The sequence below is a fragment of the Flavobacterium sp. U410 genome (genome assembly GCF_053570605.1).
Genome location: NZ_JBSEFI010000005.1, coordinates 142,588 through 169,562 on the forward strand (window position 1 = coordinate 142,588; position 26,975 = coordinate 169,562).

A 26,975-nucleotide genomic window follows, 5' to 3' on the forward strand; every position below is an offset into this window, starting at 1 on the left:
TCACTTATATTTCTTTTCTATTCTTCGCCCAAACTTCTTAGTTGCTTTTACTACTACTACCCCACAAGATCCCATTTCACCAAAATAAACTGCACTTTTATAAGAATCTAAAATTTCGACACCAACAACCTTCCTTTTATTAATTTTCCTTATCAAATCATATAAATAAGACCTTTTCTGTAAATCCAAATGAAAATATTTCCCATTGTGTTCAATTACAATGATCGTTTTACAGATCATATCATCTTCATTTCTCCTGTCTAAAAGAATTACCCTATGAGGTTCATCACAAAAAAGAGTATCTGAATAAATCTTTCGTTTAATTAAAAATAGCTGCTCCTCAATAGTAGTTTTACTTTTCAAATGATGAATCCATTCCGTATTTTCCTTTTTCCTTTGACAAGGTTTTTCTTGACAACAGGCAGAAATAACGGTTAAACTAATTAAAAAACTAAAAAAAATATTCATTGTTAAAATGCATTAATATAGAAGATAGTCCTCACCAAATTTTAAAAATCTATTATCTGAAATAAACTACTTCTTTCCCATTAAAATATCCTATTCCATTGCTAGTAGTGAGAAATACCATTTCATTTTCTGAAATAAATTCGAATTTTGACACATTCATTTGGTAACCAAGTGCATTTGGCAAACCTGCAGTCCAATTAATCCATGGTTTGAAAAGGAACTCTTTTGTGTAATTATTTTCATTTTTTAGAATTCTCCAAAAACCATTATTTGTATAAAAATAAAAGGAATCATTAAATACATTGAAGGCACATCCTCCTAAATACTCTTCGGTACTATTAAAGAAAATAGCGTCTTCGTAGAAAGGCTCATAATATTGAATTAAATCTTTTAAAAAGAATATTTTGACATATTTATTCTCTATTTCAATAAAATGCAAACTTCCGTTTAACCCCATGTGCATTAAACTTTGAGCTAATAGTATTTTGCCATTTTTATTTTGAGTGATTCCTTTTATAGGGTTATAAATTGGCAAATTATATGGAAATTTGAATAAAATTTTACCATTCTTTAATTTTACTTTATTTGGGTATTTTTTCTTCATTTTCTCCCTATAGCCTATCGAATTTTCATTGAGATAAGGTTTTGATTGATAAATGTATTTATATTCACTATACTTCAGACTTTTTAAATCAAAGAAAACTATATCAACGCCAAATTCTCCATTATCAAAACAAATCCATAATATATCATAGTTATCAAGAAACATTAAATTCGGTTCGTCAAAACCTCTTTTTTTATCGACAGAGAAATTAGAAAGTTTATTAGGTATTCTAAACAATTTATTTTTATAAATTATTCCTGATTTAGACATTATGATATACGCATCTTTATAAGAAATAATTCTATATGGCGTAAAAAAAATCTTTTTTTCAATCCTTTTAAATAATTCATAATCAACAACTTTAACTATTTCAAACTCATCTACTAAAAACACTTGTTTATCTTCATTAAGACCTAACACTTCATTTTTTCGTTTGCAAATTGAAAATGTTTTATCCGTAATGAATCTTGATTTTTCAGCTCTAAAATCGATTTTAATTAAACTATCTCCTTTAGTAACTGCATAAATTAAATTCCCTACAACTTCAAACTCTTTATAATTAGTATTAAATATTTTAATTTCCTTTGCCGGAATAGAATCTGCTTGAGCATAACCCGAAATAAAAACAAAACAAAAGATAAATTTCAAATACAATTTCATAATACAATTTTTTATAAAGAGAGAATTCTCAACTAAAAGGTTGGAAATAAAAATAAAAAAAACCGCTTAAAAGCGGTTTTTAAATATATCTGATCTTATTCTCTACAAATCAAATCCTAAATTAACGCCCAATTTATTGGCTATAATTTTAGTAATTCTATGCTTCAATTCCGGTATTTTAATGCTTTCAATTACTTCATTAGAGAAAGCATACATCAATAAAGCTCGGGCTTCTTTCTTCGGAATTCCACGTTGTTGCATATAAAACATGGCGCTTTCATCTAACTGACCAATAGTACATCCATGTGAACATTTTACATCATCTGCAAAAATTTCTAATTGTGGTTTTGCATTGATCGTAGCTTTATCACTCACTAAAATGTTATTGTTTTGCTGGAAAGCATCGGTTTTTTGAGCTTCTTTTTCCACATAGATTTTTCCATTGAAAACACCTGTTGCGTTATCGCCAAAAATTCCTTTGTAATTTTGGTGACTTTCACAATTAGGCTGCGCATGATGCACTAAAGTATAATGATCTACGTGTTGTTTATCACCTATGATCGTGATTCCTTTCAACGTTGAATCGATACGCTCGCCTTGATGATAGAAATTCAAGTTGTTGCGTGTGATGTTTCCACCAAAAGAAAACGTATGAACCGCCACTCTACTTTCTTGTTTTTGAGCAATATAAGTATTATCAATCAAGTTTGCCGTTTGAACATCGTTTTGCAATTTGTAGTAATCGCAAATGGCTCTTTTTTGTGCAAAAATTTCAGTTAGACTATTGGTTAACACTGGATTTTCGTTCAAGCTTTGATGACGTTCGATAATTTGCACGTGTGCATTTTCACCAACAATAATTAAATTACGCGGTTGTAACATAATTGCGGTTTCGCTTCCAGTTGAAAAATGAACAATTTCTACAGGTTTATCAGCAATTTTTCCTTTTGGAATATTGATAAACGCGCCTTCTTGAGCAAAAGCCGTATTTAACGTAGTTAAGGTTTCGTCTTTGCTCGCCACTTGGTTAAAATACGTATCTAATATCAATTTGTATTTTGGCTTGTTTAAAACCGAAGACAACAAACAAACGTCGATTCCGTCGTGTGTGGTTTGCGATAAAAACGAACTGAATTTTCCATCGATAAACACCAATTTATAGGTGTCGATATCGTGTAAAAAGTATTTTTTTACGTCTTTGAATTCGATTGCCGATTCTGATTTTGGGAAAACACTAAAATCATTTTTCAATACCGCATTCAAAGAAGTATATTTCCAAGCTTCCTCTTTTTTAGAAGGAAAACCTTTGGTTTCGAAATTTTTTATGGCTTGATTTCGGATATCATGCAACGAAGAATGATCATCGAATTTTTCTTCGAATGCAAAATATGACGAAAGTAATTTTTCTTTTAAATCCATTTTTCTTTAGTTAAAAGTTGGCAGTTACTAGTTGACAGATAAATACTGAACGTTGCGACTGCTTACTGAATTTCTGCTTTAATCCAATCGTATCCTCTTTCTTCTAATTCAAGCGCTAATTCTTTAGTTCCTGATTTTACAATTTTCCCGTCCATTAACACGTGAACAAAATCGGGCACGATATAATCTAACAAACGCTGGTAATGTGTAATCACAACTACTGCATTATCGGCACTTTTTAACTTATTTACACCATTTGCCACAATACGTAATGCATCAATATCTAAACCCGAATCGGTTTCGTCCAAAATAGCTACTTTAGGCTCTAACATTGCCATTTGGAAGATTTCGTTACGTTTCTTTTCACCACCTGAGAATCCTTCATTTAAAGAACGAGAAAGGAATTTTTTATCCATTTCTAACAATTCTGATTTTTCACGAATCTTCTTCAACATTTCGTTTGCAGGCATTTCTTCTAAACCTTTTGCTTTGCGACCTTCGTTAATTGCCGTTTTGATAAAATTGGTTACTGAAACTCCCGGAATTTCAACCGGATATTGGAACGAAAGGAAAATACCCGCATGTGCTCTTTCTTCCGGCGCTAATTCAGCAATATTTTCACCTTCCAAAATAATTTCACCTTCTGTTACTTCGTAATTTTCGTTTCCGGCAATAATAGAAGAAAGCGTCGATTTTCCGGCACCGTTTGGCCCCATAATAGCATGAATCTCACCTGCTTTTACTTCTAAATTAATTCCTTTTAATATTTCTTTATCTTCTACCGAAGCGTGTAAATTTTTAATGCTTAACATCGTAATTTGTTAATTTGATGAATTGTTTTGTTTCTTGTTGTCATTCTGAACTTGTTTCAGAATCTTATAAAATTTCTCGAATCCACTCGAAATGACAAGTCTATATTTATCTAAAATTGTTAACCTACCGATCCTTCTAATGAAATTTCTAATAGTTTTTGAGCTTCCACAGCAAATTCCATCGGTAACTTATTCAATACTTCTCTACTGAAACCGTTTACGATTAATGCAATCGCTTTTTCCGTAGGAATTCCTCTTTGGTTACAATAAAACACTTGGTCTTCTCCAATTTTTGAAGTCGTTGCTTCGTGTTCAATTTGTGCCGAAGAATTTTTACTTTCTATGTATGGAAACGTGTGCGCGCCACATTCATTACCCATCAACAAAGAGTCACATTGTGAAAAGTTACGTGCATTTTCAGCTCTTGACGAAATTTGTACCAATCCTCTATAACTGTTTTGTGATTTTCCGGCAGAAATACCTTTTGAAATGATGGTTGATCTGGTATTTTTACCCAAATGAATCATTTTCGTTCCGGTATCGGCTTGTTGGAAGTTATTGGTAACCGCAATTGAATAAAACTCTCCAATAGAATTATCGCCTTTCAAAATACATGAAGGATATTTCCAAGTTACTGCCGAACCGGTTTCTACTTGTGTCCAAGAAATTTTCGCGTTTTTCTCGCACAAACCTCTTTTGGTCACAAAATTATAAACCCCACCTTTTCCTTCTTTATTTCCGGGATACCAGTTTTGAACTGTAGAATATTTAATTTCGGCATTGTCCAAAGCAATTAGCTCAACAACTGCAGCGTGCAACTGATTTTCATCACGACTTGGCGCAGTACAACCTTCTAAATAGGAAACATAACTTTCTTCGTCAGCAATTACTAGAGTTCTTTCAAACTGACCGGTTCCTCCTTGATTGATGCGGAAATACGTTGATAATTCCATAGGACAACGAACACCTTTTGGAATGTAACAGAAACTTCCGTCTGAGAAAACTGCCGAGTTTAAAGCCGCATAGAAATTATCCGTTTTAGGCACTACTGTTCCTAAATATTTTTTCACTAATTCCGGATGATTTTGAATCGCTTCAGAAATGGAACAGAAAATAATTCCTTTTTCTGCCAATGTCTTTTTAAAAGTCGTTGCTACAGAAACTGAATCCATTACGATATCAACCGCTACACCGGCCAATTTCTTTTGCTCATCAATAGAAATACCTAGTTTTTTGAACGTTTCCAACAACTCAGGATCTACCTCGTCTAAACTTTCATATTTGTCTTTTTTCTTTGGCGCAGAATAATACGAAACCGCTTGAAAATCGGGTTTTTCATATTTGACATTAGCCCATTCCGGCTCGATCATTTCGCTCCAAACACGAAAAGCTTCCAAACGCCATTCCGTCATCCATTCGGGTTCGTTTTTCTTTTTAGAAATGGCACGAACAATGTCTTCATTTAAGCCCGCAGGAAATGTATCGGATTCTATATCAGTATAAAATCCGTATTCATATTCTTTTGAAGCTAGTTCTTCTTTTAAATGTTCTTCTGTGTATTTACTCATATTTTTTATTTAAAAAATCTAAAAAATCTAAAAAATCTAAAAAGAAAGTCACTAAGACTTGTTATTTTGTTTTTCTAAATTCTTTAAATATTTAATATAATTACCTAACTGTTTTGAAATTTCTAAAACATCATTTCTATATTCATAAAAATTTTCTTCATTAACATATTCAAACATTTGAAGAAAATTGAACATGTTTCTACATTCTCCTGCCGAACCTTTAGAAATATACAAAAAACGTATTAACTCTTTTTTCGTTTCCCTTTCAAATCCTCCAGCAATATTGTTTGATATTGATAATGCTGCTCTTTGCAACTGATCCTTTAAACCAAAATCTTTAGCAATTTGTTGATTTGTCAACGTTAATTTATAAACTTTCACACCAAATTGAAGTGCTTTTTTATAAACTTCCATTTCTTCAAAAGAACTATATTTTGCCATTTTGATTGCTTTTGATCTTTTGGATTATTTATAACGAAAACGACTCTCCACAACCGCAAGTTCTGTTTGCATTTGGGTTGTTAAAAACGAATCCTTTTCCGTTTAGCCCTCCTGAATATTCTAATGTAGTTCCTATTAGGTACAAAAAACTCTTTTTGTCAACCAAAATCTTCACTCCATTATCTTCAAACAGCTTATCTTCTTCATTTTGATGGTTATCAAACTTTAATTCATAAGATAAACCGCTACAACCACCACTCTTTACTCCTACTCGAATAAAGTCATTGATAGCATCAAAACCGTCTTCAGTCATCAACTCGACAGCCTTTTTTTTAGCAGAATCCGACACTTTTATCATACCTTAATTTTGATTTTGTCTAAATTAACCGCAAAGATATGGTTTTTAACACTCATTTCATAACCTCTAACATTTTTATAACTTATGGATAGATAGGATTTTTCTATTATTCATAAAACTCATTTTCAAGACTTATTTCCAACAAATCATTAAAAAAACAGCTTGCTTTTAGAAAATTCAAAAAGGGAATCACTAATTTTAGCACTCAAAATTAATTCTCGCTAAAAATACAGTACTACCTATATGAAAATTCACGCTATAGAAGCCGGAAACTTTAAGTTAGATGGCGGAGCTATGTTTGGCGTAGTTCCGAAGACTATTTGGAACAAAACCAATCCAGCAGACAACAATAACTTAATTGATTTGGCTGCACGATGCATGCTAATTGAAGACGGAAACCGTCTAATCTTGATTGACACCGGAATGGGCAACAAACAATCGGATAAATTTTTTGGTTACTATTCTTTATGGGGCGACTTCTCTTTGGAAAAATCACTAAAAGATAAAGGGTTCCATCCTGATGACATTACCGATGTTTTTATGACACACTTACATTTTGATCATTGTGGCGGAAGTATCAATTGGAACAAAGGTCGTACGGGTTATGAAACGGCTTTTAAAAACGCTACGTATTGGAGCAATAAAAACCATTGGGATTGGGCAACCATTCCTAATGTCAGAGAAAAAGCCTCTTTCTTAAAGGAGAATATTTTACCAATGGAAGAAAGCGGTCAACTTAAATTCATTGAAAAAGGAGATAGTGATTTTATGACAGATAGTCCGCTAGGCTTCGGAATTCTTTTTGTGGATGGTCATACCGAAAAACAAATGCTTCCTCATATTCAATACCAAGGAAAAACTTTGGTTTTTTGTGCCGATTTATTGGCTACAGCCGGACACATTCCTATTCCTTATGTAATGGGATATGACACACGCCCCTTATTAACCGTAGATGAAAAAGCAAAATTTATAACCAAAGCCGCAGATGAAAATTATTTACTATGGTTAGAGCATGATGCTCATAATCAAATCATAACCGTAGAACACACCGAAAAAGGGGTTCGCCTTAAAGAAGTGTTAACTTGTCATGAAGTTTTAAAATAATCTTACCTTTGTAACAATTTTAAAAAATAAGGTACTTATACCTAAGTAATTTAATGATTTAAGAAATAATGAGAAAAACTAATCCGTTTTATGTATCTGCATTATTAGCATTAGCGTTAGTAAGTTGTGGACCACAAAAAATGATTTCTACTCCGATAGAAAACGTTGATAATTTACCTTTAAAAATCACTCCTTTAGCTGAAAAAGATTTAAAAAGATGGAGCGATTTAGATTTAGTTAAAGATACCGTTCCGGGAATGAGTGTCGATAGAGCTTATGCCGAATTATTAAAAGGTAAAAAAGGAGAAATTGTTATTGTTGGTGTTGTTGATTCTGGTGTTGACATTAACCATGAAGATTTACAAGGGAAAATTTGGACCAATACTAAAGAAATTCCCGGTAACGGAATTGACGATGACAAAAACGGTTACATTGACGATATTCACGGATGGAACTTTTTAGGCGATGCAGTTAATGAACAATTAGAGTTGACACGTATCGTAGCTAAAGGACCGGGAACTCCTGATTATGACAAAGCAAAAGCTGAACTTGATGCTAACTTACAAGAGTTACAACCTGCTAAAATGCAATTAGATATGATTCTTAATGCAGAAAAAGCAATTATTGATAAATTAGGCAAAAAAGATTTTACTTTAGCAGAAGTTCAAGCTATTGAAACTACTGATACCGGGCTAACTCAAGCTAAAGAGATGTTCTCTAACATTTTGGCGAAGAGCGACAAAGCGGCTTTCGATAAAAAAATCGGAGATTATAAAGATTACGTTTACGGGCAATTAAACTACAACTTAAACGTTGATTTTGATGGTCGTTCAATTGTTGGCGATAATCCAGATGATCTAACAGACACTAAATACGGAAACAATAACGTAATTGGTCCTGTAGCTAAAGAGGCTAAACACGGAACTCACGTTGCAGGTATTATTGCTCAGGTTAGAGATAACAATTTAGGTGGTGATGGTGTTGCTACTAATGCAAGAATTATGGCGGTAAGAGCTGTACCGAATGGTGACGAATATGATAAAGACATTGCTTTAGGAATTCGTTATGCGGTTGATAACGGAGCTAAAGTAATCAACGGATCTTTTGGTAAATATTTCTCACCTCACAAAGAATGGGTTCAAGATGCCTTAAAATATGCTGCCGAAAAAGATGTATTAGTAATCTTTGCTGCCGGTAATGACTCTAAAGACTTAGATGTTGAAAACAAATATCCAAGTGATTCTTACGATGGTGCCCCAGAAATTTCTAACAACGTTTTAATCATCGGAGCTTTAAATGTAGAATATGGTTCTAAAATGGTTGCACCATTCTCAAACTACGGGCAACGCAATGTAGACATCTTTGCTCCGGGAATGAAAATTTATGCTACAACTCCTGAAAATACATACGAGTATTTACAAGGGACTTCAATGGCTTCACCAAATGTAGCCGGAGTTGCTGCCTTAATTCGTTCGTACTATCCAAAATTAACTGCTGCTCAAGTAAAACAAGTAATTATGGAAAGTGGAATTTCATTAAAAAATGAAGTTAAAGTAGGTGAAGACCAACACAAAGCTAATTTTTCTACAGTTTCAAAAACAGGAAAAATCGTAAATGCTTACAATGCATTAATTTTAGCGGATAAAATGTCGAAATAATTCAATTCTTTCGAAACCTTATAATGAAACCACGAATTCGCAAGCAATGTTTTGCAGATTCGTGGTTTTTTAGTTACTTGACAAAAATTTCCATAAAATGAAAAAATTAGCAATCCTTTCCCTTTTTTCACTTTTAGGCTTTAGCCAAAACAATCCTAATCCCGGCTATTGGCAACAACATGTTGACTACAAAATGGAAGTTGACATGAACGTGAAAAATTATCAATACAAAGGGAAGCAAGAATTGGTGTATACCAATAATTCCGCCGACACTTTATATCGTGTTTTTTATCATTTATATCCAAATGCTTTTCAACCGGGAAGTGCTATGGACGCTCGTTTACAAAGTATTTCTGATCCCGATAAACGAATGGTAAAAACATTTAAACAAGCCGAAAAAGAAGTATACGAAAGTAGAATTAGTACATTACAGCCTAATGAAATTGGTTTTTTAAAAATCACTAATCTAAAACAAGATGGTGTTGCTACAGAAACCAAAGAGGAAGGTACTATTTTAGAAGTAAAATTAGCTCAACCTTTATTACCGCATCAAAAAACCACTTTTACCTTAGATTTTGACGGACAAGTTCCGCTACAAGTGCGCCGTTTAGGAAGAAATTCGGAAGAAGGAGTGGCACTTTCTATGACGCAATGGTACCCTAAAATAGCTGAATATGATTTTGAAGGTTGGCATGCTGATCCTTACATTGGAAGAGAATTTCATGGCGTTTGGGGTGATTTTGACGTCAAAATTACTTTAGATAAAGAGTATACCATTGGTGGAACCGGATATCTGCAAAACAAAAATGAAATTGGTCACGGTTATGAAGACGAAGGTGTAACAGTAAAATATCCTAAAAAGACCAAAACCTTAACTTGGCATTTTGTAGCGCCCAATGTACACGATTTTGCCTGGGGTGCCGACAACGAATACATCCACGATAAAATCATAGGGCCTAATAATGTTGAATTACATTTTTTTTATAAAAACAAGAAAGAAAACCTAGAAAACTGGAAGAAAATGCAACCTAAAACGGCTGAATTATTAGATTTCTATAACAAATCCGTTGGTGCTTATCCATACAAACAATACTCAGTAATTCAAGGCGGTGACGGCGGAATGGAATATGCTATGTGTACTTTAATTACCGGAAACAGAAGCTACGGAAGTTTAGTTGGCGTAACTGCACACGAGTTTGCACACTCTTGGTTCCAACATATTTTAGCTTCAAACGAAAGCAAACACGAATGGATGGACGAAGGTTTTACATCTTTTATTTCTGATTTGGCTATGGAACAAGTTTTGCCTTCTAAAAAGAAAGAAGGAGAAGACCAAAATCCGTTTCAAAGTGCTTACGGAAACTATCGCTATTTGGTAAAAACAGGTAAAGAGCAACCGCTATCAACTCATGCTGATCGTTACGATTACAACATGGCTTACGGAATTGCCGCTTATAGTAAAGGGGAAATCTTTTTGGCGCAATTGGGTTACATCATCGGAACAGAGAATCTAATGAAAACGCTAAAACGTTATTATTACGATTACAAGTTTACGCATCCGACACCTAACGATATCAAACGTTCGGCTGAAAAAGTTTCAGGCGCTATTTTAGACTGGTATTTAGTGGATTGGACGCAAACTACCAACACCATTGATTACGCTGTTCAAGCCGTTGATGAAGAAAATGGCAAAGCCAAAGTAACTTTGGAACGTATTGGGCGTATGCCAATGCCTATTGATTTATTAGTAGTTTACGAAGACGGAACTCAAGAAACTTATTATATCCCGAATACTTTAATGCGTTGGGAAAAAGAAAACCCATATCCAATTGAAAGAACCGTTTTAAAAGGATGGGATTGGGCATTTCCGACATTCAGCTTTGAAATTCCAAAAGCAAAAGCTGATATTAAAGCTATTGTTATTGATCCAAGCGGTTTAATGGCCGATGTCAATTTAGACAACAATGTTTATGAGAAAAAATAAAATTGACCAAAAATCTAATACCATTAAAAAAGCGGACTTTTCAGTCCGCTTTTTTATTAAAACCAAAAACACTTTTAGATTTTTTTCTTGTAATTAGATTTTTTTCTTATATTTGTATTCGATAACGTTATCTTTTGCCGAAACACTGCAGGTTTCATTTATACAAACAATAAATCTGAATAAAATGAGCAGAAGAGAATTTCTTTACCAATATGATTTAAATAGTCCTTTGGGAGACAAAAGCACTTTCAACAATGCTTTTGTAGACCCAGCAGGAACTCTATACGACATCCCGATATCTGAGGAAAAACAATACTTTTACAAAATAATAGTATGCGATACGGGTTTAGATGTCTTTGAGTATTATAAAAGCGACATTTATGCTCCTACTGAAAGGTCTGCTTATATTTTTGTAGAAAAGAACAATCCTGAAAAAGCAAACTTTTTTGGTACGGCTTGTCGTGTCAAAATGGATTATGAATTTCGATTACTTTTAATAAAAATACATAGTAAAAGTATTAATATTAGTGTTGAAGACTCCAGTGTATTAGCAAAAAATCTTGTGGAATTTTCACATGATATTGCCGCAACTTCCAAAAAAGTAGAGTCTAATATTCTATACTATGCTTTTTTACTGGAAATCAATCAGGAAAATGCTTTTTCAAAAGGAATAGAAGCTATATTCAGCCTAAATAACAAATTAGCTGACTGGATGGCGAAAGGCATAGAAACTGTTGAAGAATGGAAACTTACCGAAGAAAACTATGACTATCAAAAGTATTATCTTACGCCTAACTACAACAAAAGAAATGGATTTAAGAATGATAACATTTTTTTAAACCTCTGATTCCAGTACCAATGATTGGAAACAACGGTTTTACGAACCAAAAAATTTCGGAAAAAACCGCACTTGGACAACTTGAAAAAATGCATGATCACTTTGATGAGTTAGCAATGGGAATTGTAATAGGCATAGTAAAGGCAACTCCTACCGTTACTGACGACGTCATTCTTGCAATGGTATTTTATGTTAAAAATTATCTTGAAGAAAAAGTTTTAGGACAGTTTAAAAACGTGCTGCTGAAAGCAAAAAAGTTGCTAAAAGAAGCTATTATATTCGTAAAAAATGTCATAACAAAAACTTCTGAAATAGGTGCACAAGCAATAGCAATGGCAAATGCCTTACTATGCGGTATTATAAACGGATTGTTATCTCTTTTGCAAACTATTTTAGGGTTATTAGCCTTTCTAGTCGGGAATTTTCCTTTAAACGAAATAGAAAAAGCACTGCCGAAAGCTTTAGCCGAACATCAAGAAAAACTAGAGTTTATAGAAGATTTCATAGACCTGATCACAGAAAACATAAAAAGTATTTTTGAAGGAATATTAAACGTTTTTTTAAACATAAAAATATGGAGCGATTTTTTTACATTTGTAAAAAGCCTTTGGAAAAAAGGGATTAATACTTTAAAAAACACAAATGAATATTTCTGGGCCTATGTAGCCGGAGCTATAGTATTTGAAGTATTGGTAGAACTGGTTCTGGCATTTTTTACAGGAGGCACCGGCAATGTTGCAAAAGCAGTAGCTAAAATATCAAGAGCAGCAGACAAGGCTAAAGACATACTAAAACAAGGTGCAAAAATTGGCCAAAAAATTGTCAAAGAAAGCACAGAAAGTATTGCCTCAATATGGAAAGTACTCAAACGCGAATTTGAAGAGCTGATCGAAGCTATAAAAAGTGGCAAATTTGTTAGCTGGCTTCAGAAAAAGTTTTATCAATTAACTGATGATACAGAGGGTTTAAGGAAATTATATCTAAGCAAATGGATAAGAAAGTTTGATAAAGGTTTTTTTAATCATATCGAAGGAGAATTTAACACTAATTTGCTTGAAAGAATAATGCCTTCGGGATTTATATACAAAGATGAATTTTTGGTTTCTCAAGGAGGACATAGAGGTTCAGCAATCTTAAAAGGAAGTATTGATGTAGAAAAAATCATTGAACCAGAAGGAATATATTCTATGATCCAATTAGCAGATGATGTTCCTTTTAAAGCTAAAATTAGTATTAAATACAAAGATGGATACTTAATAAAAAATGCCAATTCGTCTATGTTTCCAAAAAATTGGAACATCACAAGAATTCAAGAAGAAGTTGCTTATGTTTATGAAAACACAGTAGTAAAAGGGATTAATATTTTCAGAAATAACGGAAAATTTGATCAATATTTATTTACCTCTTCCGACGAAAGTTTTAAAATTTTAATCGAAATTGACAATTTAGGTAATATAATGAATGCTTATCCATATTTATAAATTTTAAAATATAAAATAATGAAATATAAATTTTCAATAAGAGAAGTATTAGAGTTAAAAGTTTACACAGTAGACTTTGAAAACGGATACAATGTAATTAATAATTTTACAGATGCAAATTGGACACCACAAAAAGTACAAAAAATAATAGATGGCGTTGAAAACAGTAGATACCAAGATTCTGACAACTCTTTTGACTGGCAGAATGAAGATGTTTTCTTACGCAGTAATAAGTATGGTGTATTTTTTATAGATCTTATGAAACAACGTGCAGGGCAAAAATCTGAAAAACAAGATTTAGATTTGGAACATGATGAGTTTATTGAATTTCTACAAGAATTTAAAAAATTTGTAGAAGAAAATAGTTAACTGTTAACCGCTCAAAAGTTGAGCGGTTTTTTTTCTATGTCTTGTCCTGAAAAAAGTTGACTAAAAATTATATAACATGTCAACATAAAAGAGAATCTTAAAAATTAAGAATGCCCCACAGATTTATAGTGAAGGATTCAAAAGACAAATTGTTAATAAATTTGAAAGAGGATTATTTAACAAAAAGCGAAATCGACCATGCTGTTTATTATATCAATGATAAAGTAAGAAATAGATTTGGTAAAGACCCTATTGATTTAGATTTTGATTTATCAAAAATACCTGAGGTAAGAAAAGAGATTAAAATAAGTGAAATTTTAAAAGTTAAGTAAATATGATAACAAAATATAAAGTTCTAGAAATAGCTTTAGAAGTGCTAAAAAATAAAAAAATAGAATATTCAAGTATTGACAATATCAATAAAATAACATTTACTTCAAAAGATGAAATGAAGCATCCCTTTCCGCATGGGAAGTACAAAGGCATAAAAAAAGATCATTTTACAATTTCATATGGAGAGATTTGGGGTATCGAAGAAAGAAGTATGTTTTTAGACATTGATGCCGATACAGGAGAAGCATTGTTTATCACTACCCCACATGGATATATAGACATAGACGATTAATCTGATATGAGAGGCTGTTTTTTAGCCTCTTTTATTTTTTAAAATGTAGAACGTAAAAGCATAAAAATATCAAATAGACCTTTTGAAACGGTTAAAAAGGAAGTTTAAAGAATTAGTAAAATCACTGAAAAACAGATAAATTCGTAGAATATCTGAAAAAGAAATTTACTGAACTAACAGGAGATACGGAGGGATTACGTAAAACTTTATTTAAACAAATGGGCAAATAGTTTGAGAAAGCCTTTATGAACAATCATTTAAGAGGTTGTTTAGAAACTAATCATCCAAAAATAGTTGAATTGAAGAATGTTTTATAGAAAAGCGAAAGGCAAGGATATCAGTGGTGAACAAGTTTTTAAAAAATATATCTGGTTTACATTTTCTCAGGAATATCAAAAGTAGCACAACTGGCAGGCAACGTCTTTTTTAAAGCTAAAATTATTATTACATACAAAAAGGGTACTGATAAAAAAACACTTGTTTTATATATTTTCAAAAAAATGGAATATAACAAAAAAGCAATAAAAAATCGCTTATATTTATGAAAATACACAAAAAATGCAAACTTAATGAGGGAAAATAGAGAGAGATAGACATTAACGGAAATATAATGAAGCATATCCTAATCTTCAAAAAAATGAAAAAAAAAAATTAACCCGCGAAAAATTAATTGAACTTGGAAAAAAAATAATTAATTGTGATGGTACTGAAGAAGAAATAGATAAAATGTATGATTTATTTAATGAAAATGTACCTTATCCAGATGGAGCAAATCTTTTTTATTGGCCAGAAAATCATGATATGAGAAAAGATGATATTTCAAAGTATAATCCAACCGTAGAGGAAGTGGTTGATAAATGCTTATCATATAAGCCTATCCAATTATAAAGAAATAGAAAAACTATCTAAATTAACATGTCCCAAAAAGTTAGGTGCTATTTGGGGCATGTTCAAAATTCCGCTTTTTTAATTCATTGAATTTATTCTTATACTTGCTTTTACCAAAGCTAAGGCTCTTATCTTACTTATCTCGACTTCCTTATCCTGGTGGTGTTTATTTTGACTGACTAATTTTACATATTGAGGATTCTCAGATTTTTGAATATATTTTACCATTACAAATTCTTCTCCGCTCATTTCAACACTTAGCAAATACATTTCACCCCAAAATATTTCATTTTTAATATCGTTTATTTCTTTATACAAAACAATATCTCCGCTTTTTAGCAAGGGATACATACTGTCTCCCGTTACATATATAGCACCATCACATTTTGGCAAATTAGGAATAGAAATATAATCCAAAGGGATATTATTAGACGATTCCGTAAATAAAGGAATAAGTCCGGCAGTAGCTTCTAAATCATACAAGGGAATTTGTTGATTATGCATAGCAAAATCTGATTTTAAAGGATATGCTTGAATGGATCTATTTGTTAAAAATTCTTCTTCTTTCAACATTGAGCCTTCACCGGTCAGCAACCATGTTGGATTTAAATCTTCGTATAAGTTCAATATATTCTCTAAAGTATTAGATCCTATACTTTTACCTTCTTTAACAGCTTTAGATATACTTCCTCTTCCGGCATTTAAAGCATTTTCAATAGCATAAAAACTTATATTTTTTTTCTCTAAATATTGTCCTAATCGTTCTGAAACCATACTGTATAAGATTATTTTTTAGCAAAAATACGATTATTTTCTAAAAATCAAAATAAAAATATGCTTATAGTCAAATATTTAGCTTTAAAACAAGGCTTTGTTTGATTTTTTTCTTGTTTTAATTTGTCTATTTGATTTTAATCTTATATATTTGCATTGTAATTACAAAAAAAAGAATATATTCTTATTATTTAAATCAATTTTTATTCTTAGACGATGAGTAACGAAATTAAAAACACGCTCTTCCGCTTTGTTAGCATGAGAGCTCCTGAATTATCAACCGAAAATGAAACCAATAAAGGTTTCATTTTACAGCCGGAAGCTGCAAATGGCGAATTCAATAATGCTATTATCGATAAACCAGCCGGAAAAACAAAACTGGAAGCGTTGAAAGAAGCAGCTGCAGATTTTAAACCCTTAACAGTAGAAAACATTAAAACTTTAGACGAAAAAGTATATGCTTTTTCTGTTTGGATAGCAAAAAACAAAAACACTATTAGTGACGCTGAATTAAAGGAAAAAGCAGAGGGCATTGAACCTTTAAAAGATGAAAGTATTATAAAGTCGATTTGGCAAAATCTATATTATCAGGTAATTACGCAGAAAGATTTCTATGCAAAAGAAACTTTAATGCAATTGGTATTAGCTCAACATATTTTAGAGAATTACACTTCTGTAAAAAGTAGTGATTTATTAAAAGCTAAAGTGATTTTACCAAAAGCACTATTTGTTGAAGACCAAACGGAAGCAAGTACCATAGCAGCAAAAGTTGGCACTACAGCAAACCAGATTACTTTTTCAAATCCTGCAATGCAGAAATTAGAAGTTTCTTCCAAATTAAAAGAAGATAATGCTTCTTATCTTAAATTAAAGAAAGAATTACAAAAAGCAGAAAAAGCCTATCGCAAAGAGTATGAAGCGACATATAAAAAACAATTAGAAGCACATGAATTAAAAATCAAGCCTCTTTTAGATCAGTACAATAAAGAAGTGGAAACTGCACGACAAGCGTATTGCAGTATAAAAGATCCGAGTATTGTTTATGACCCAAATGATCCATGCCAGCAACCGAAACCGGTATCGCTACCTGATTTGCCAAAATTTGAATTCAATTTCAGAGATGAAATGGATATGGATTTTCTATCCAACCAATTATCAACTGAAAGTTTTGAGATCTTGAATATTTTAACTAATCCTTCCATTCTAACTGATGAAAGAACTTTTGAAAGAAGTACAGAACAAAGTCGTCTATTACAAGATTTTTCACTTGTTCAGGATTTCAGTTCTTTCGAAAGCACTTATAATGCTTTAACAGATTTGACAGCTGCTAATGATGACTTAATCTTGCAAAACCAAACAGGAAGCAATAATACAACCGTTGTTATTGGTGAAACAACTCTTGAAACCAGTAATAACACAAGTAATCTAGCTCCGTTTGAGTATGAGGTCAAAACAACAGAAAAGAGTAGTTTTAATACCACTACCCGTCTTTTATCTTTAATGGTCGGTATTCCTGACTCATCTTGGAGAACCTCAAGTGTTTCTTATAAGATGATACTGTTAGATGATTTTGTTATTGAAAAATATGCTACCAAAGTACTTCATTTAGGAAGTTTTGATTCATTCCTAAAATTAAGCATGGACAATATTTCCACTGATCTTAAAGAACTGTCAGCAACTGTGCAGTTCACCAATGGGAATGAAAAAACATTTGTAATCTCTAACTTTAACTTAGCTGCTGTTTATAAAGGTTTCTTAACAGATCCTATTGAGGTAACATCTGGAAATACATCCGGAAGCACTATTAGTCCTGATAATACTTTTATTCCAACCGGATTTGGTGTGAAACAATTGGGAATTGCCGATTACAACAAAGTAGAACAAACCATTCACGGTTATGTAGAAGGTGAAGTAGCCCATATTGAAAATGTTATGGCTCGTGAATACAAAGAAAAAGCCACACGACGTTTACGAAAAAACGAAGTTACGGAAACTACCTCTACTGAGACTGAAAAAGAACAATTGACCGACACCTCAACAGTTAATCGTTTTGAAATGCAAAATGAGATTTCAAGTGTTATTGCAAATAGCAAAGATTTTACTGCAGGAGGTTTTGTAAACACTTCTCATGAAGGACCGTGGAAAGTTCAAATGGGAGCAAACATGAATTATGCCACACACAACTCTAAAGAACAAAGTGCCTTTCAAGCGACGACCAATGCCAAGGAGATCACAGAAAGAGCTTTAGATCGCATTGTGTCCAAAGTAAAAGAGGAGCGTATTGAAAAAATTGTGGAAGAGTTTGAAGAAAACAACACACATGGTTTTGACAATCGCAAAGGCGACAAGCATGTAGTCGGTGTATACCGTTGGGTAGATAAAATCTTCAAAAATCAGATTATAAACTATGGCAAACGTTTGATGTTTGAGTTTATGGTTCCTGAACCGGCAAAATTACATAAGCTGGCTATGAATTCATTAGTAAAAACCAAAACAGCTATGGCGTTGGAAATACCAATTGATCCTAGAACATCTGAAAATTATACCTTAAGCGATTATTCTCAATTAACTAATGATAAGCTAAAATATTGGACAGGGAAATATAAAATTGAATTTGAAACCAAACCAGTAGACTTTTTAGAAATCTCTAAATCATTTGATGGGAGAGATCCTTCTTTTAATGGCTATGATGATAATAAGGTGCAAATTGTATCCGGAAACGGAGAATTGGACATCCCTGAAAATTATGTTGTAAAAAGTGTTGATTATGCATTTGGAACCTATCCACATCATTTCGGCGGCACCCATCAAGCTAATTTAACAATAGGTGGTAAGAGCTCTACATGGATAATTGGTACTGCACAAACATTGAAAACAGGCACTATAAGCAACTTAAACATTGAAAAAAAACTATCTTACTCGTTTTCAACCGGAGAAAGCCCAATTATATCCGGAAGTATAAGTGCAAAATGCTATTTAAACAATAGTTCTATTGAAAAATGGCAACAAGAAACTTTCAATGCCATTATTAAAGCTTATGAAGAAGCATTGGTAAATTACAATGATGCATTAGCACAAAAACAAGCAGAAGGTGTTCAAATTTTAGGTACAAATCCACTTTTCTATCGTGAGATTGAAAACACTATTTTACGTAAAAATTGTATCTCATATTTGATTGATCAAACTACGACTGCTAAAAGAACGTATGGTAAAGATTTCCTAAACGGAGCTAATACTTTTGGCGGCACAGAAGTTAATCTAAGTGCTGGTCTCGATGATTATGCGTCTTTTGTGAAATTTATGGAACAAGCCTTTGAATGGGATATCATGAGTTATAATTTTTATCCATATTACTGGGCTAGCCGTAAAAACTGGTTAGAAATGTATCAATACGATCAAACCAACGACTCTGTTTTCAAAGCATTTATGCAAAGTGGTATGGCTCGTGTTATTGTAACCGTTCGTCCGGGATTTGAAGAAGCCGTACGTTATTATATGCAAACCGGACAAATCTGGAATGGTGGAGAAGTTCCGGTTATCGAAGACGAATTGTATTTATCAATTGTCGATGAACTACGTGCTCCACAAGGTGAAAAAGTTGGTTTGGCTTGGCCAACACGTGTACCAACGTCTATGACTATTCTACAAGCGGAAAGCATTGGCTTAAAAGTAGACAAGGCATTACCGTTTAATGAGGATCTAACAGACTTTGAAAACCCGGATGAAGTACCGCAATCGTCACAAATTATTCTTGACGAAGCTCAAATAGGTGGAGTACAAACTGTTGTGAGAACTGCAAGAGTACTCGGTAAAATTGTAGGAAGTAACGGAATCAGTGCTAAAATTCTATTGAAGAACATTGACGGTTCTATACAAGATCTTACATATTGTGATGCTAACGGAAGCTGGGAATTGAATCATTTACCGGCCGGAAGATATGAATTGTTGTTAGATGCGGAAAATGACTTCCCTACCGACACATATCAGGTAACCGAAGGTTCAAAAGAACAAGTAGTGGAATTACAAGATGATCAAACGGTTGAGATCAACATTGTAGTTGAACTTCTTTAATTCTTATTAATAACCTAAACCTCCGGCAGATAAATCTGCCGGAGTGTTTTTTAATCTATTATAATTATGAGTGATTTTAAAGAGATTATTGATTACTTAGAAGTTTTTAGAAATGAAGCACTTTCAAAATCTCAATTAGTTGCTAAAGTTGATTTTGATTTCGATGAAAATTCCATATTTGAAGAGGAATTAATTTCTGTTAACAAACAAGATTTATTAACAAATTCAAAATTTTATTATAACCTCGAGAGTAACATTTATGATCAAGGTCTGAAAACTTTATATCTACAGCCCCAAAATAGTGGTAACGTTTTTTATTATAAAAAAATTGAATTTTCACAAAATAACACTTTTATCACAAAATATAAACGAGTCCCTGATTATTTTTCTGATCAGTTAGAAGATCTCGATGAGAACACTTTAACTCCTATCAACATTACGTCGACAAAAGGATATTATTATGACCAAAAAAACGATATAATTATTTATGCTAATATATTAAATAATACTACCGTTACAAATGATGTTTTTAGTTATGCTCCAAACGATTTAAGCCTTCAATCGGGCAGCCATATTATTGATGAAGGAGATTTACAAAACAACAAAAATTTTTCTATTGGGTATTATATAGGAAACAAAGAACTTGTAGATAGAGATATTAACACCTTTAATGTAATAAATCGGGAAGTCAATTTGTTTAAAAACACAAAATCCGGTTTAGTCAATTTATTTCCATCTCTTAATAATAAAACACTTGTATATGCTTATTATGAAAAGGGGATACCAGTCACTAGTTTTTTAGCTAAAAACAATCCAGCCATTTCTTTATCCTTTAAAAACCATTTAATTCTTTTAGAGTTCTTAAATCATACTATTTTTTATGAATTTGATAACTTGGATCAATTTTCAAATGGTGACAGAAATAAATTCCTAAAGGGTTATATTAGTTATATTGAGGTTTTAATTAATCAAAACAGAAAAAACTTTTTAGACACGTTGCAAATTCTATACTATATCCCTGCTTATGTTTTAAAAGTTACAGGATACACTTTTCTCTGGAATCTATTAGACAGAGCTATACTTGCAGGTTTTGTTACAGAAGACCGCAATGCAAAAAAAGAAAGCTTTCTTATACATATCTTAGAAGGCTTATACGAAAGCTACTATGATAAAAGCTTTTTTATGCTTCATTTACTAAATACAATACAAGGTAAAACCCGTTTAGAACATTTACATTACAGAATAGATACCGAAAACAATGTCAAACTGGTACAATTATTATTCAAAGCATGGAAAAAGACCCGATTTGTAAAACCTGACATTGAGAAAAACCCGGAATTTAAAATAACAAACGGTCCTGTTTTTTTACCCTATGACTCACAAAAATGGGCAGGCTTTTATTTTAGCAATGCTAATGTAAATTTTGAAAAACAAACGATAGAAGTAGAACTAGAAACAGGTAAAAAAGTATATGAGCCTATAAGAAGAAAAACAGAAGATGGTGTTTGGGTAGATGATGTAAAAGAAAAAGAAATCAAAGAAAATTACAACTACCATCCTCTTTACCCTATTTACATCAAAAACATAGAAAAACAAGACACCACCATTGCCTTTGAAAGTATTATCCCTGCATTTTTATTATATGTAAACGAAAACAAAGCCTGGTGGAATAATTTTGTAAAAACGGGTGAATATGTTGTAGATGTATTAACAATATCTTCAGGATTTGCTTCTTTAAAAAGTGCAAAATACTTCGCCAATATAGCTCGAATGGCTCAAACTGCCGAAAGTGTTTCCGGCGCAGAAAAAGTAGCGGAAGCTGCTAATATTCTCAAAAACATTAAGAATGCTTCCGGAGTAGTTGAAATAAGTAGTAGTAGCGTAAATATTATGCTGAAAATAACGGAATTAGATGAAACAGAATTTGGACAGAATTTAAGTAAAGTTTTATTTTATTTAGAGCTGTTAACTTTAGCTGGTGAGTTAACAATCCCAATGAAAGCTAATTTAAAGAAAAGTGCTAAAGAAGTTATTCATACTTCTGACGGAGCACTAAGAAAAAAATACCCTGAATTGTTTACTGAACTCTATAAGATAATTGGTTTTGACGACCTTGGAAGAAAGTTAGTTTACATCGTTAATTATCAAGAAATTGGCAAACAAGGAAATAAGATTATTTTTAAATTGGTAGATCATACTGGTAATGAAATTGGAGAACTTATCAGAGGAATAGGCATAAAAGGAAGAAGTACAAAATATCAACTCATTATAAAGGGTAAAAAAATAGATTTAAACTCCGAAATTACATTATATAATGCTCAAATGGGGAAATCAAATAACTTACCTATAAAAGCAGGGGAAGAAATTCTTTATGCTGACATAAACATACCTACTAAGATTACACAACAATATTCAGGTTTAGGAGAAATCATGTTGGATGAATCATTGGCTTATTTTAATAATAATGTTAAATTTGGCAAAGTAGATGGAAACTTTGGCTATTGGGTAAAGTTTGAAGAATATTACAAAGATTACGGTGGACAATCCATCAACCTTAAACAATTCTGGCAAGCCGTAGATGCTGGCAAACCCTATGAAGAAGCTGCTTTTGAAACTTTTACAGGAAAATGGGCGGAAAAAAATGGGTTTACCAAAATAGTAATTAATGATGTTAAAAAGGATATTTCAAAAGAAAATGTAATAATAAAATTTATAAAATAACAGAAATGAAAGGATTTGACCTAAGCAACTCGAAATTGAAAGGATTAACCCCTTTAGATTTATACCGAAATGAAAATATAAAAGCTTTTAGAGCAGGTGGAATATTAACAGAACGTCTTATTCCAATGTATCAAGAATTACTACGTTTAGCAATAGGAGATGAGGTAAGTAAAAACTTTTACGACAAGCCTTTAACTAAACAGCAAACCGAGAAAATACAATCAATTTTTGAAGAACAAATAGACAAAACGTTACCTGTTTATGAAGATTATAAAGGAACAAAAATTCCACACAAACGATTGGAGTGGAAAGGAAAAGTGTACGAACTGCATTTAGGGCTTAATAGCCCAAATAATAGAAAAATAGATGATTTCCATAAAATAGTCACAATCGCGGAGGAATGTTTAAAGGAGAATAAACCTATGTATCTCTCTATAGAATAAATATTTTTTAACCGTTCAAGAAATTGAGCGGTTTTTTCATATCTAATCAAACTACTTAATGAATCAAGCATTAAATAGATTGCCAAATTATGAAACAAATACTTTATTGTATAGAATTGAAAATCTTACAGATGCTCAAATTAAAGAGTATTATAAAGTTGGTGAAGAGGTTACAAATAAGCATTTTACTTCTAGCACATACAATTATGAAGCTCTAAGAGATGCTGTTTTAAATAGACCATTTACTTTAATCATAAGAATAAAATCGAAAAATGGAAAATTGATAGAGAACATTTCTACTTTAAAAAAAGAAAAAGAAGTGCTTTTCAAATCAAATTCGATATTTATTCTAGAAAAAATTGGAAATACAATTAATCCAATTGATCCAGATAATTTTATGAATTACGTAAAAGAAATAACTTTAATTGAAAAATAATTAATTATGGAAAATTTAAAAGAAAAACTAAACTTATTAAAGAAAGAAAAAGACGAATTGAAATTTTTATACGATGTTTCAAAACCTTCTGAAAAAGAGATGGTTGATTTTATTAAAAAAAATCAAAGTAAATTAGCTAGATTGAAAGAAATAGAAAAAGAAATAAAAGAAATAGAATGGCAACTAATGTCTGAAAAGGAAAAACAAGAATATTTTGAATACCAAAAAAAAATTAAAGAAAAATATTCAGATGATTAAATTTCAGCCGCTTCACATGAAGCGGTTTTTTAAATTAAAAAACAAAAAATTATTTTACTTAGATCTGTTAATGCTAGATACAGGTTTTGACTATACAGAACTAAAAATCTTAAGAATTAGTAATATTCAAGACATTCGAAATCAATGAAATAAAATAATATTTAAACTTTTAGACAATGAGGGCAATGAAATAGGAAGCTTCTTAATGGGAATAATGGAAAAAAATGGAAATTTGAAATAGAATTACAAAAAATAGGAATAAAAATATAATAATTATGGTAACAAAAGAGCAGATACAAGCAACAATGGATGTTTTGTTAGAAACTTTCCCAAAAATAAAAGAAATAATAATAGAAAGCAGCTATGATATTCGAAAAAAAGAAAATGGTTGGGATTGTTTTATGACTGTAAATTACAATAATCAGTTTGACCAACCGGGTTTTGTTTATACAGATTTTGATTCAGAAGGTAATCCAACAAAAATGTCAATTCATGATTATGGCAGGCCTAATAGTGTATTAATTTCTAAAGATGCGAATGGTAAGTTTGTAGCAAAAAGTAAAGAATAATTTAATTTGCTGAAAAAGAAACTTTAATGAAACCTAATTTTAGTTTTAACATTTTATACAAGAAAGCAAAATCACATTGGGTTATTTTGAAAGTCATCTCTTAGAGTTGCTTAAGAAAAATTTTCCCGTTAACTAAAACAAACCTCAAAATCAATTATTAGTTTCAATCGCTCTTCTACAAAAACCGATGCTAATGATATAAAAAATATTTTTAAATCAAATCACACTCCTCAACTTTTCTATTTTAGCATCAACAGATCCTATTTCAAACAAACGCATGATTTTAAACAAAAGCGAAGCAATTTTTCCCGGTTTTATGACCAAATCGGCAATTTTTGTTATGGCATTATCTCTTTTATTAATACAGTCTGTCAACTGACTCGCATCTAACGGAGCTAACTCAACAGCAAATTTCCAAGCTCCTTCCCTAGCCTCCTGCATACTAAAGTCTATCAAAAAAGTATCGATGTGTTTGGTTTTCTTCAAGATCCATTTCAGTACCGGCCACACATCAGATAAGGCTTTTTCAACATTTCCTACTAAACCCGACAAAATCTCATTAATAGTGTTAAAGTCATCATGCAGATCATTGATAGCGTCCTTTGGATCTACTTCAGCCGCTGCTATTCCCAAATCGAGGTTAATATGAGCATTCATTCCTAACAACAAATGCTGTAATACAATGATCCAGTAATCCTCTGCATATTCAAAAGCAACTTCCCAACAAGACGATGCTTGGATTCCATTCCTGTGCTCATAATAAGCCTTGATATACCGATTAGCAAAAATAATATCTAACCGCTCCATTCTGGGACCGTTTTGAAACATTCCGTTGGCAATACCTTCCTTTACTTTCTCCGTAACCTTACAATATAAAACGGCAAAATAGCCTAACGGCGAATTCTGTTGGACAGATTCATCTATTATGGTGTTTAAAATAGTAATAACCTCATCAATAGACTTGGCTTGTGGCATCGTTGACATAACAAAAGTTTAAACTAAAATAATAAGAAAATTTTTAAAAACGAATAATACTATAAATAATTTTTTACAAACAACGAAAAACAAAAAGACTATTTTCTTTTTGATTAGATTTTTTTCTTGTATTTTTGTATTATAAAATTATCGAATAAAATCATGGACAAGTTTACTCAAAAAAGGATCAATCTTTTGCATCCAATGGTACGCGATGAAATAACAACCATCATTAACGAATGCAATCGTTCTTTAACCGGAAAAGCAAAAATACGCATTACGCAAGGCCTGCGATCCGTTGAAGAGCAAAACAAATTATATGCACAAGGAAGAACTAAAGCCGGCAAAAAAGTGACCAATGCAAAAGGCGGACAATCCATTCATAATTATGGCTTTGCCGTTGATATTTGCTTAATCATTAACGATAAAACAGCTTCTTGGGATACTGCTAAAGATTGGGATAACGATCAAGTTTCCGATTGGTATGAATGTGTAAAAATCTTTGCTAAATACGGTTGGGAATGGGGCGGAAATTGGAAGAATTTCAAGGATTTACCTCATTTTGAAAAGCGAGGTTACAACAATTGGAAAACATTATCAAAAATAGAAAAAGACCAGAACGGTTATATTATAGTTTAATAGTAAAAAATCAGAAAATGAAAACACTAAAAAAATGGATCGGACTTACAGCGGTTATCTTATTTACTTCTTGTCAATCCTTGCAAACCGCTGTTTATGATCAATATTCCTATCAAAAAACAACAGCACTTAAAATTGAAGCAGAAAGCCTAATGTCAAAAGCTTCTTCAGCGTATGAAACCCATAAAAAGGAAGTCGAACTGTTTCTCATGGAAGTCGCTAAGCTTAAAGAATATGAAAAAAACAAACCTAAAAACGAAATAACGTATGAAATGTGGAAGATCATGACTGACGAAGAAAAAAATCTTCTAACGGCTTATTTCAGGAAATGGGAAAAGGAACGATCACTCTCCCCTTTTTTCATAAAAGAAGCTTCAGAACAAATTATTGAAGCTTTTGACCTGTTGATCGAATATGAGATCAAAAAAGACAAAACATCCCAACGCAATTTATTAGACGTTATAGCACAAAATTAAACCCATGGAAAAGAACAATAATATAGAAGAATTAAGAAAAGCTTTAATCGATACTTTAGGGAAAGAATACAATGATTTAAAACCTGAAATCCAAAAAGATATTGATGATTTTATACAAAAATCAGAAGCTAAATTAATCCGTTGGACAGCTTATGTTGCTGATGCTGTTCTGACCGCATCTGAATTAGAATGGCTTCTTAAAAGTCAGCAAGCTATTTTGACTTTAAAAGCATTACAGGCAGCCGGAATTTCAAAGATACGGTTGAACAACATTAAAAAAAGTATTCTGGAAACCACCTTTACTTTATTAATCACCACAACTTTAAAATAAATACT

The 26,975-nt window shown here is 31.9% G+C and carries 27 protein-coding genes; 18 read left to right on the plus strand and 9 right to left on the minus strand.

Annotation, left to right across the window (positions count from 1 at the left end):
* The 7 genes from ACUSJC_RS05560 to ACUSJC_RS05590 form a co-directional block, all read right to left on the minus strand.
* A complete protein-coding gene (locus ACUSJC_RS05560) occupies positions 1-468 on the minus strand; it encodes a hypothetical protein (RefSeq protein ID WP_449268565.1) in 468 nt (155 codons plus the stop codon).
* A 52-nt stretch (positions 469-520) separates the two neighbouring features.
* The gene (locus tag ACUSJC_RS05565) at positions 521-1,732 is read right to left on the minus strand and encodes a hypothetical protein (RefSeq protein ID WP_449268566.1); all 1,212 of its coding nucleotides are present in this window, start codon (positions 1,730-1,732) and stop codon (positions 521-523) included.
* Between the two features lie 102 nt (positions 1,733-1,834).
* Positions 1,835-3,151 carry a Fe-S cluster assembly protein SufD gene (sufD, locus tag ACUSJC_RS05570; RefSeq protein WP_449268567.1) on the minus strand — a complete coding sequence of 439 codons (1,317 nt, stop codon included), beginning with the start codon at positions 3,149-3,151 and terminating at the stop codon, positions 1,835-1,837.
* A 62-nt stretch (positions 3,152-3,213) separates the two neighbouring features.
* Complete coding sequence (sufC, locus tag ACUSJC_RS05575; protein WP_449268568.1) at positions 3,214-3,963, minus strand: Fe-S cluster assembly ATPase SufC; 750 nt, start codon at positions 3,961-3,963, stop codon at positions 3,214-3,216.
* 119 nt (positions 3,964-4,082) lie between these two features.
* Entirely contained in the window at positions 4,083-5,531 is a 1,449-nt protein-coding gene (gene sufB, locus ACUSJC_RS05580) for a Fe-S cluster assembly protein SufB (protein ID WP_449268569.1), read from the minus strand.
* A gap of 51 nt (positions 5,532-5,582) precedes the next feature.
* The gene (locus ACUSJC_RS05585) at positions 5,583-5,972 is read right to left on the minus strand and encodes a four helix bundle protein (protein ID WP_449268570.1); all 390 of its coding nucleotides are present in this window, start codon (positions 5,970-5,972) and stop codon (positions 5,583-5,585) included.
* Positions 5,973-6,000: 28 nt separating this feature from the next.
* On the minus strand, positions 6,001-6,330 hold the full coding sequence (locus tag ACUSJC_RS05590) for a HesB/IscA family protein (RefSeq protein ID WP_449268571.1): 330 nt from the start codon (positions 6,328-6,330) through the stop codon (positions 6,001-6,003).
* A 243-nt stretch (positions 6,331-6,573) separates the two neighbouring features.
* Between ACUSJC_RS05590 and ACUSJC_RS05595 the strand changes: the two genes are divergently transcribed.
* From ACUSJC_RS05595 to ACUSJC_RS05635, 9 genes are all read left to right on the plus strand, one after another.
* Positions 6,574-7,434 carry an MBL fold metallo-hydrolase gene (locus tag ACUSJC_RS05595; RefSeq protein WP_449268572.1) on the plus strand — a complete coding sequence of 287 codons (861 nt, stop codon included), beginning with the start codon at positions 6,574-6,576 and terminating at the stop codon, positions 7,432-7,434.
* A gap of 68 nt (positions 7,435-7,502) precedes the next feature.
* Positions 7,503-9,092: a S8 family peptidase gene (locus tag ACUSJC_RS05600; protein WP_449268573.1), complete on the plus strand. Its 1,590-nt coding sequence runs from the start codon at positions 7,503-7,505 to the stop codon at positions 9,090-9,092.
* 97 nt (positions 9,093-9,189) lie between these two features.
* A complete protein-coding gene (locus ACUSJC_RS05605) occupies positions 9,190-11,076 on the plus strand; it encodes a M1 family metallopeptidase (protein WP_449268574.1) in 1,887 nt (628 codons plus the stop codon).
* Between the two features lie 184 nt (positions 11,077-11,260).
* Complete coding sequence (locus ACUSJC_RS05610; protein ID WP_449268575.1) at positions 11,261-11,923, plus strand: hypothetical protein; 663 nt, start codon at positions 11,261-11,263, stop codon at positions 11,921-11,923.
* 11 nt (positions 11,924-11,934) lie between these two features.
* Positions 11,935-13,395 carry an EndoU domain-containing protein gene (locus ACUSJC_RS05615; protein WP_449268576.1) on the plus strand — a complete coding sequence of 487 codons (1,461 nt, stop codon included), beginning with the start codon at positions 11,935-11,937 and terminating at the stop codon, positions 13,393-13,395.
* An 18-nt stretch (positions 13,396-13,413) separates the two neighbouring features.
* Complete coding sequence (locus ACUSJC_RS05620) at positions 13,414-13,764, plus strand: hypothetical protein (protein ID WP_449268577.1); 351 nt, start codon at positions 13,414-13,416, stop codon at positions 13,762-13,764.
* Between the two features lie 110 nt (positions 13,765-13,874).
* A complete protein-coding gene (locus ACUSJC_RS05625) occupies positions 13,875-14,096 on the plus strand; it encodes a hypothetical protein (RefSeq protein WP_449268578.1) in 222 nt (73 codons plus the stop codon).
* A 2-nt stretch (positions 14,097-14,098) separates the two neighbouring features.
* Positions 14,099-14,389, plus strand: coding sequence for a hypothetical protein (locus tag ACUSJC_RS05630; protein WP_449268579.1), 291 nt, complete (start codon positions 14,099-14,101; stop codon positions 14,387-14,389).
* 726 nt (positions 14,390-15,115) lie between these two features.
* A complete protein-coding gene (locus ACUSJC_RS05635) occupies positions 15,116-15,277 on the plus strand; it encodes a hypothetical protein (RefSeq protein ID WP_449268580.1) in 162 nt (53 codons plus the stop codon).
* Between the two features lie 78 nt (positions 15,278-15,355).
* On the opposite strand, the gene ACUSJC_RS05640 is transcribed toward ACUSJC_RS05635, so the two are convergent.
* On the minus strand, positions 15,356-16,051 hold the full coding sequence (locus tag ACUSJC_RS05640; RefSeq protein WP_449268581.1) for a S24 family peptidase: 696 nt from the start codon (positions 16,049-16,051) through the stop codon (positions 15,356-15,358).
* A gap of 216 nt (positions 16,052-16,267) precedes the next feature.
* Here ACUSJC_RS05640 and ACUSJC_RS05645 point away from each other — a divergent pair, with 216 nt between their 5' ends.
* From ACUSJC_RS05645 to ACUSJC_RS05670, 6 genes are all read left to right on the plus strand, one after another.
* Positions 16,268-20,122: a hypothetical protein gene (locus ACUSJC_RS05645; protein WP_449268582.1), complete on the plus strand. Its 3,855-nt coding sequence runs from the start codon at positions 16,268-16,270 to the stop codon at positions 20,120-20,122.
* A gap of 66 nt (positions 20,123-20,188) precedes the next feature.
* A complete protein-coding gene (locus ACUSJC_RS05650; protein WP_449268583.1) occupies positions 20,189-22,843 on the plus strand; it encodes a hypothetical protein in 2,655 nt (884 codons plus the stop codon).
* 5 nt (positions 22,844-22,848) lie between these two features.
* Entirely contained in the window at positions 22,849-23,286 is a 438-nt protein-coding gene (locus tag ACUSJC_RS05655; protein WP_449268584.1) for a hypothetical protein, read from the plus strand.
* Positions 23,287-23,344: 58 nt separating this feature from the next.
* On the plus strand, positions 23,345-23,722 hold the full coding sequence (locus ACUSJC_RS05660) for an ADP-ribosyltransferase (protein WP_449268585.1): 378 nt from the start codon (positions 23,345-23,347) through the stop codon (positions 23,720-23,722).
* Positions 23,723-23,728: 6 nt separating this feature from the next.
* Positions 23,729-23,980 (plus strand): hypothetical protein, encoded by a 252-nt coding sequence (locus ACUSJC_RS05665; RefSeq protein WP_449268586.1) that lies wholly within the window; start codon positions 23,729-23,731, stop codon positions 23,978-23,980.
* Positions 23,981-24,255: 275 nt separating this feature from the next.
* A complete protein-coding gene (locus ACUSJC_RS05670) occupies positions 24,256-24,549 on the plus strand; it encodes a hypothetical protein (RefSeq protein ID WP_449268587.1) in 294 nt (97 codons plus the stop codon).
* Between the two features lie 216 nt (positions 24,550-24,765).
* On the opposite strand, the gene ACUSJC_RS05675 is transcribed toward ACUSJC_RS05670, so the two are convergent.
* The gene (locus ACUSJC_RS05675) at positions 24,766-25,533 is read right to left on the minus strand and encodes a DUF5995 family protein (protein ID WP_449268588.1); all 768 of its coding nucleotides are present in this window, start codon (positions 25,531-25,533) and stop codon (positions 24,766-24,768) included.
* A gap of 153 nt (positions 25,534-25,686) precedes the next feature.
* Here ACUSJC_RS05675 and ACUSJC_RS05680 point away from each other — a divergent pair, with 153 nt between their 5' ends.
* From ACUSJC_RS05680 to ACUSJC_RS05690, 3 genes are read left to right on the plus strand one after another with little or no spacing between them, the layout of a single operon-like run.
* Complete coding sequence (locus ACUSJC_RS05680; protein ID WP_449268589.1) at positions 25,687-26,163, plus strand: M15 family metallopeptidase; 477 nt, start codon at positions 25,687-25,689, stop codon at positions 26,161-26,163.
* A 17-nt stretch (positions 26,164-26,180) separates the two neighbouring features.
* Positions 26,181-26,639, plus strand: a complete 459-nt coding sequence (locus tag ACUSJC_RS05685) for a hypothetical protein (RefSeq protein ID WP_449268590.1) — start codon at positions 26,181-26,183, stop codon at positions 26,637-26,639.
* 4 nt (positions 26,640-26,643) lie between these two features.
* A complete protein-coding gene (locus ACUSJC_RS05690; protein ID WP_449268591.1) occupies positions 26,644-26,970 on the plus strand; it encodes a hypothetical protein in 327 nt (108 codons plus the stop codon).
* Positions 26,971-26,975 lie beyond the last annotated feature (5 nt).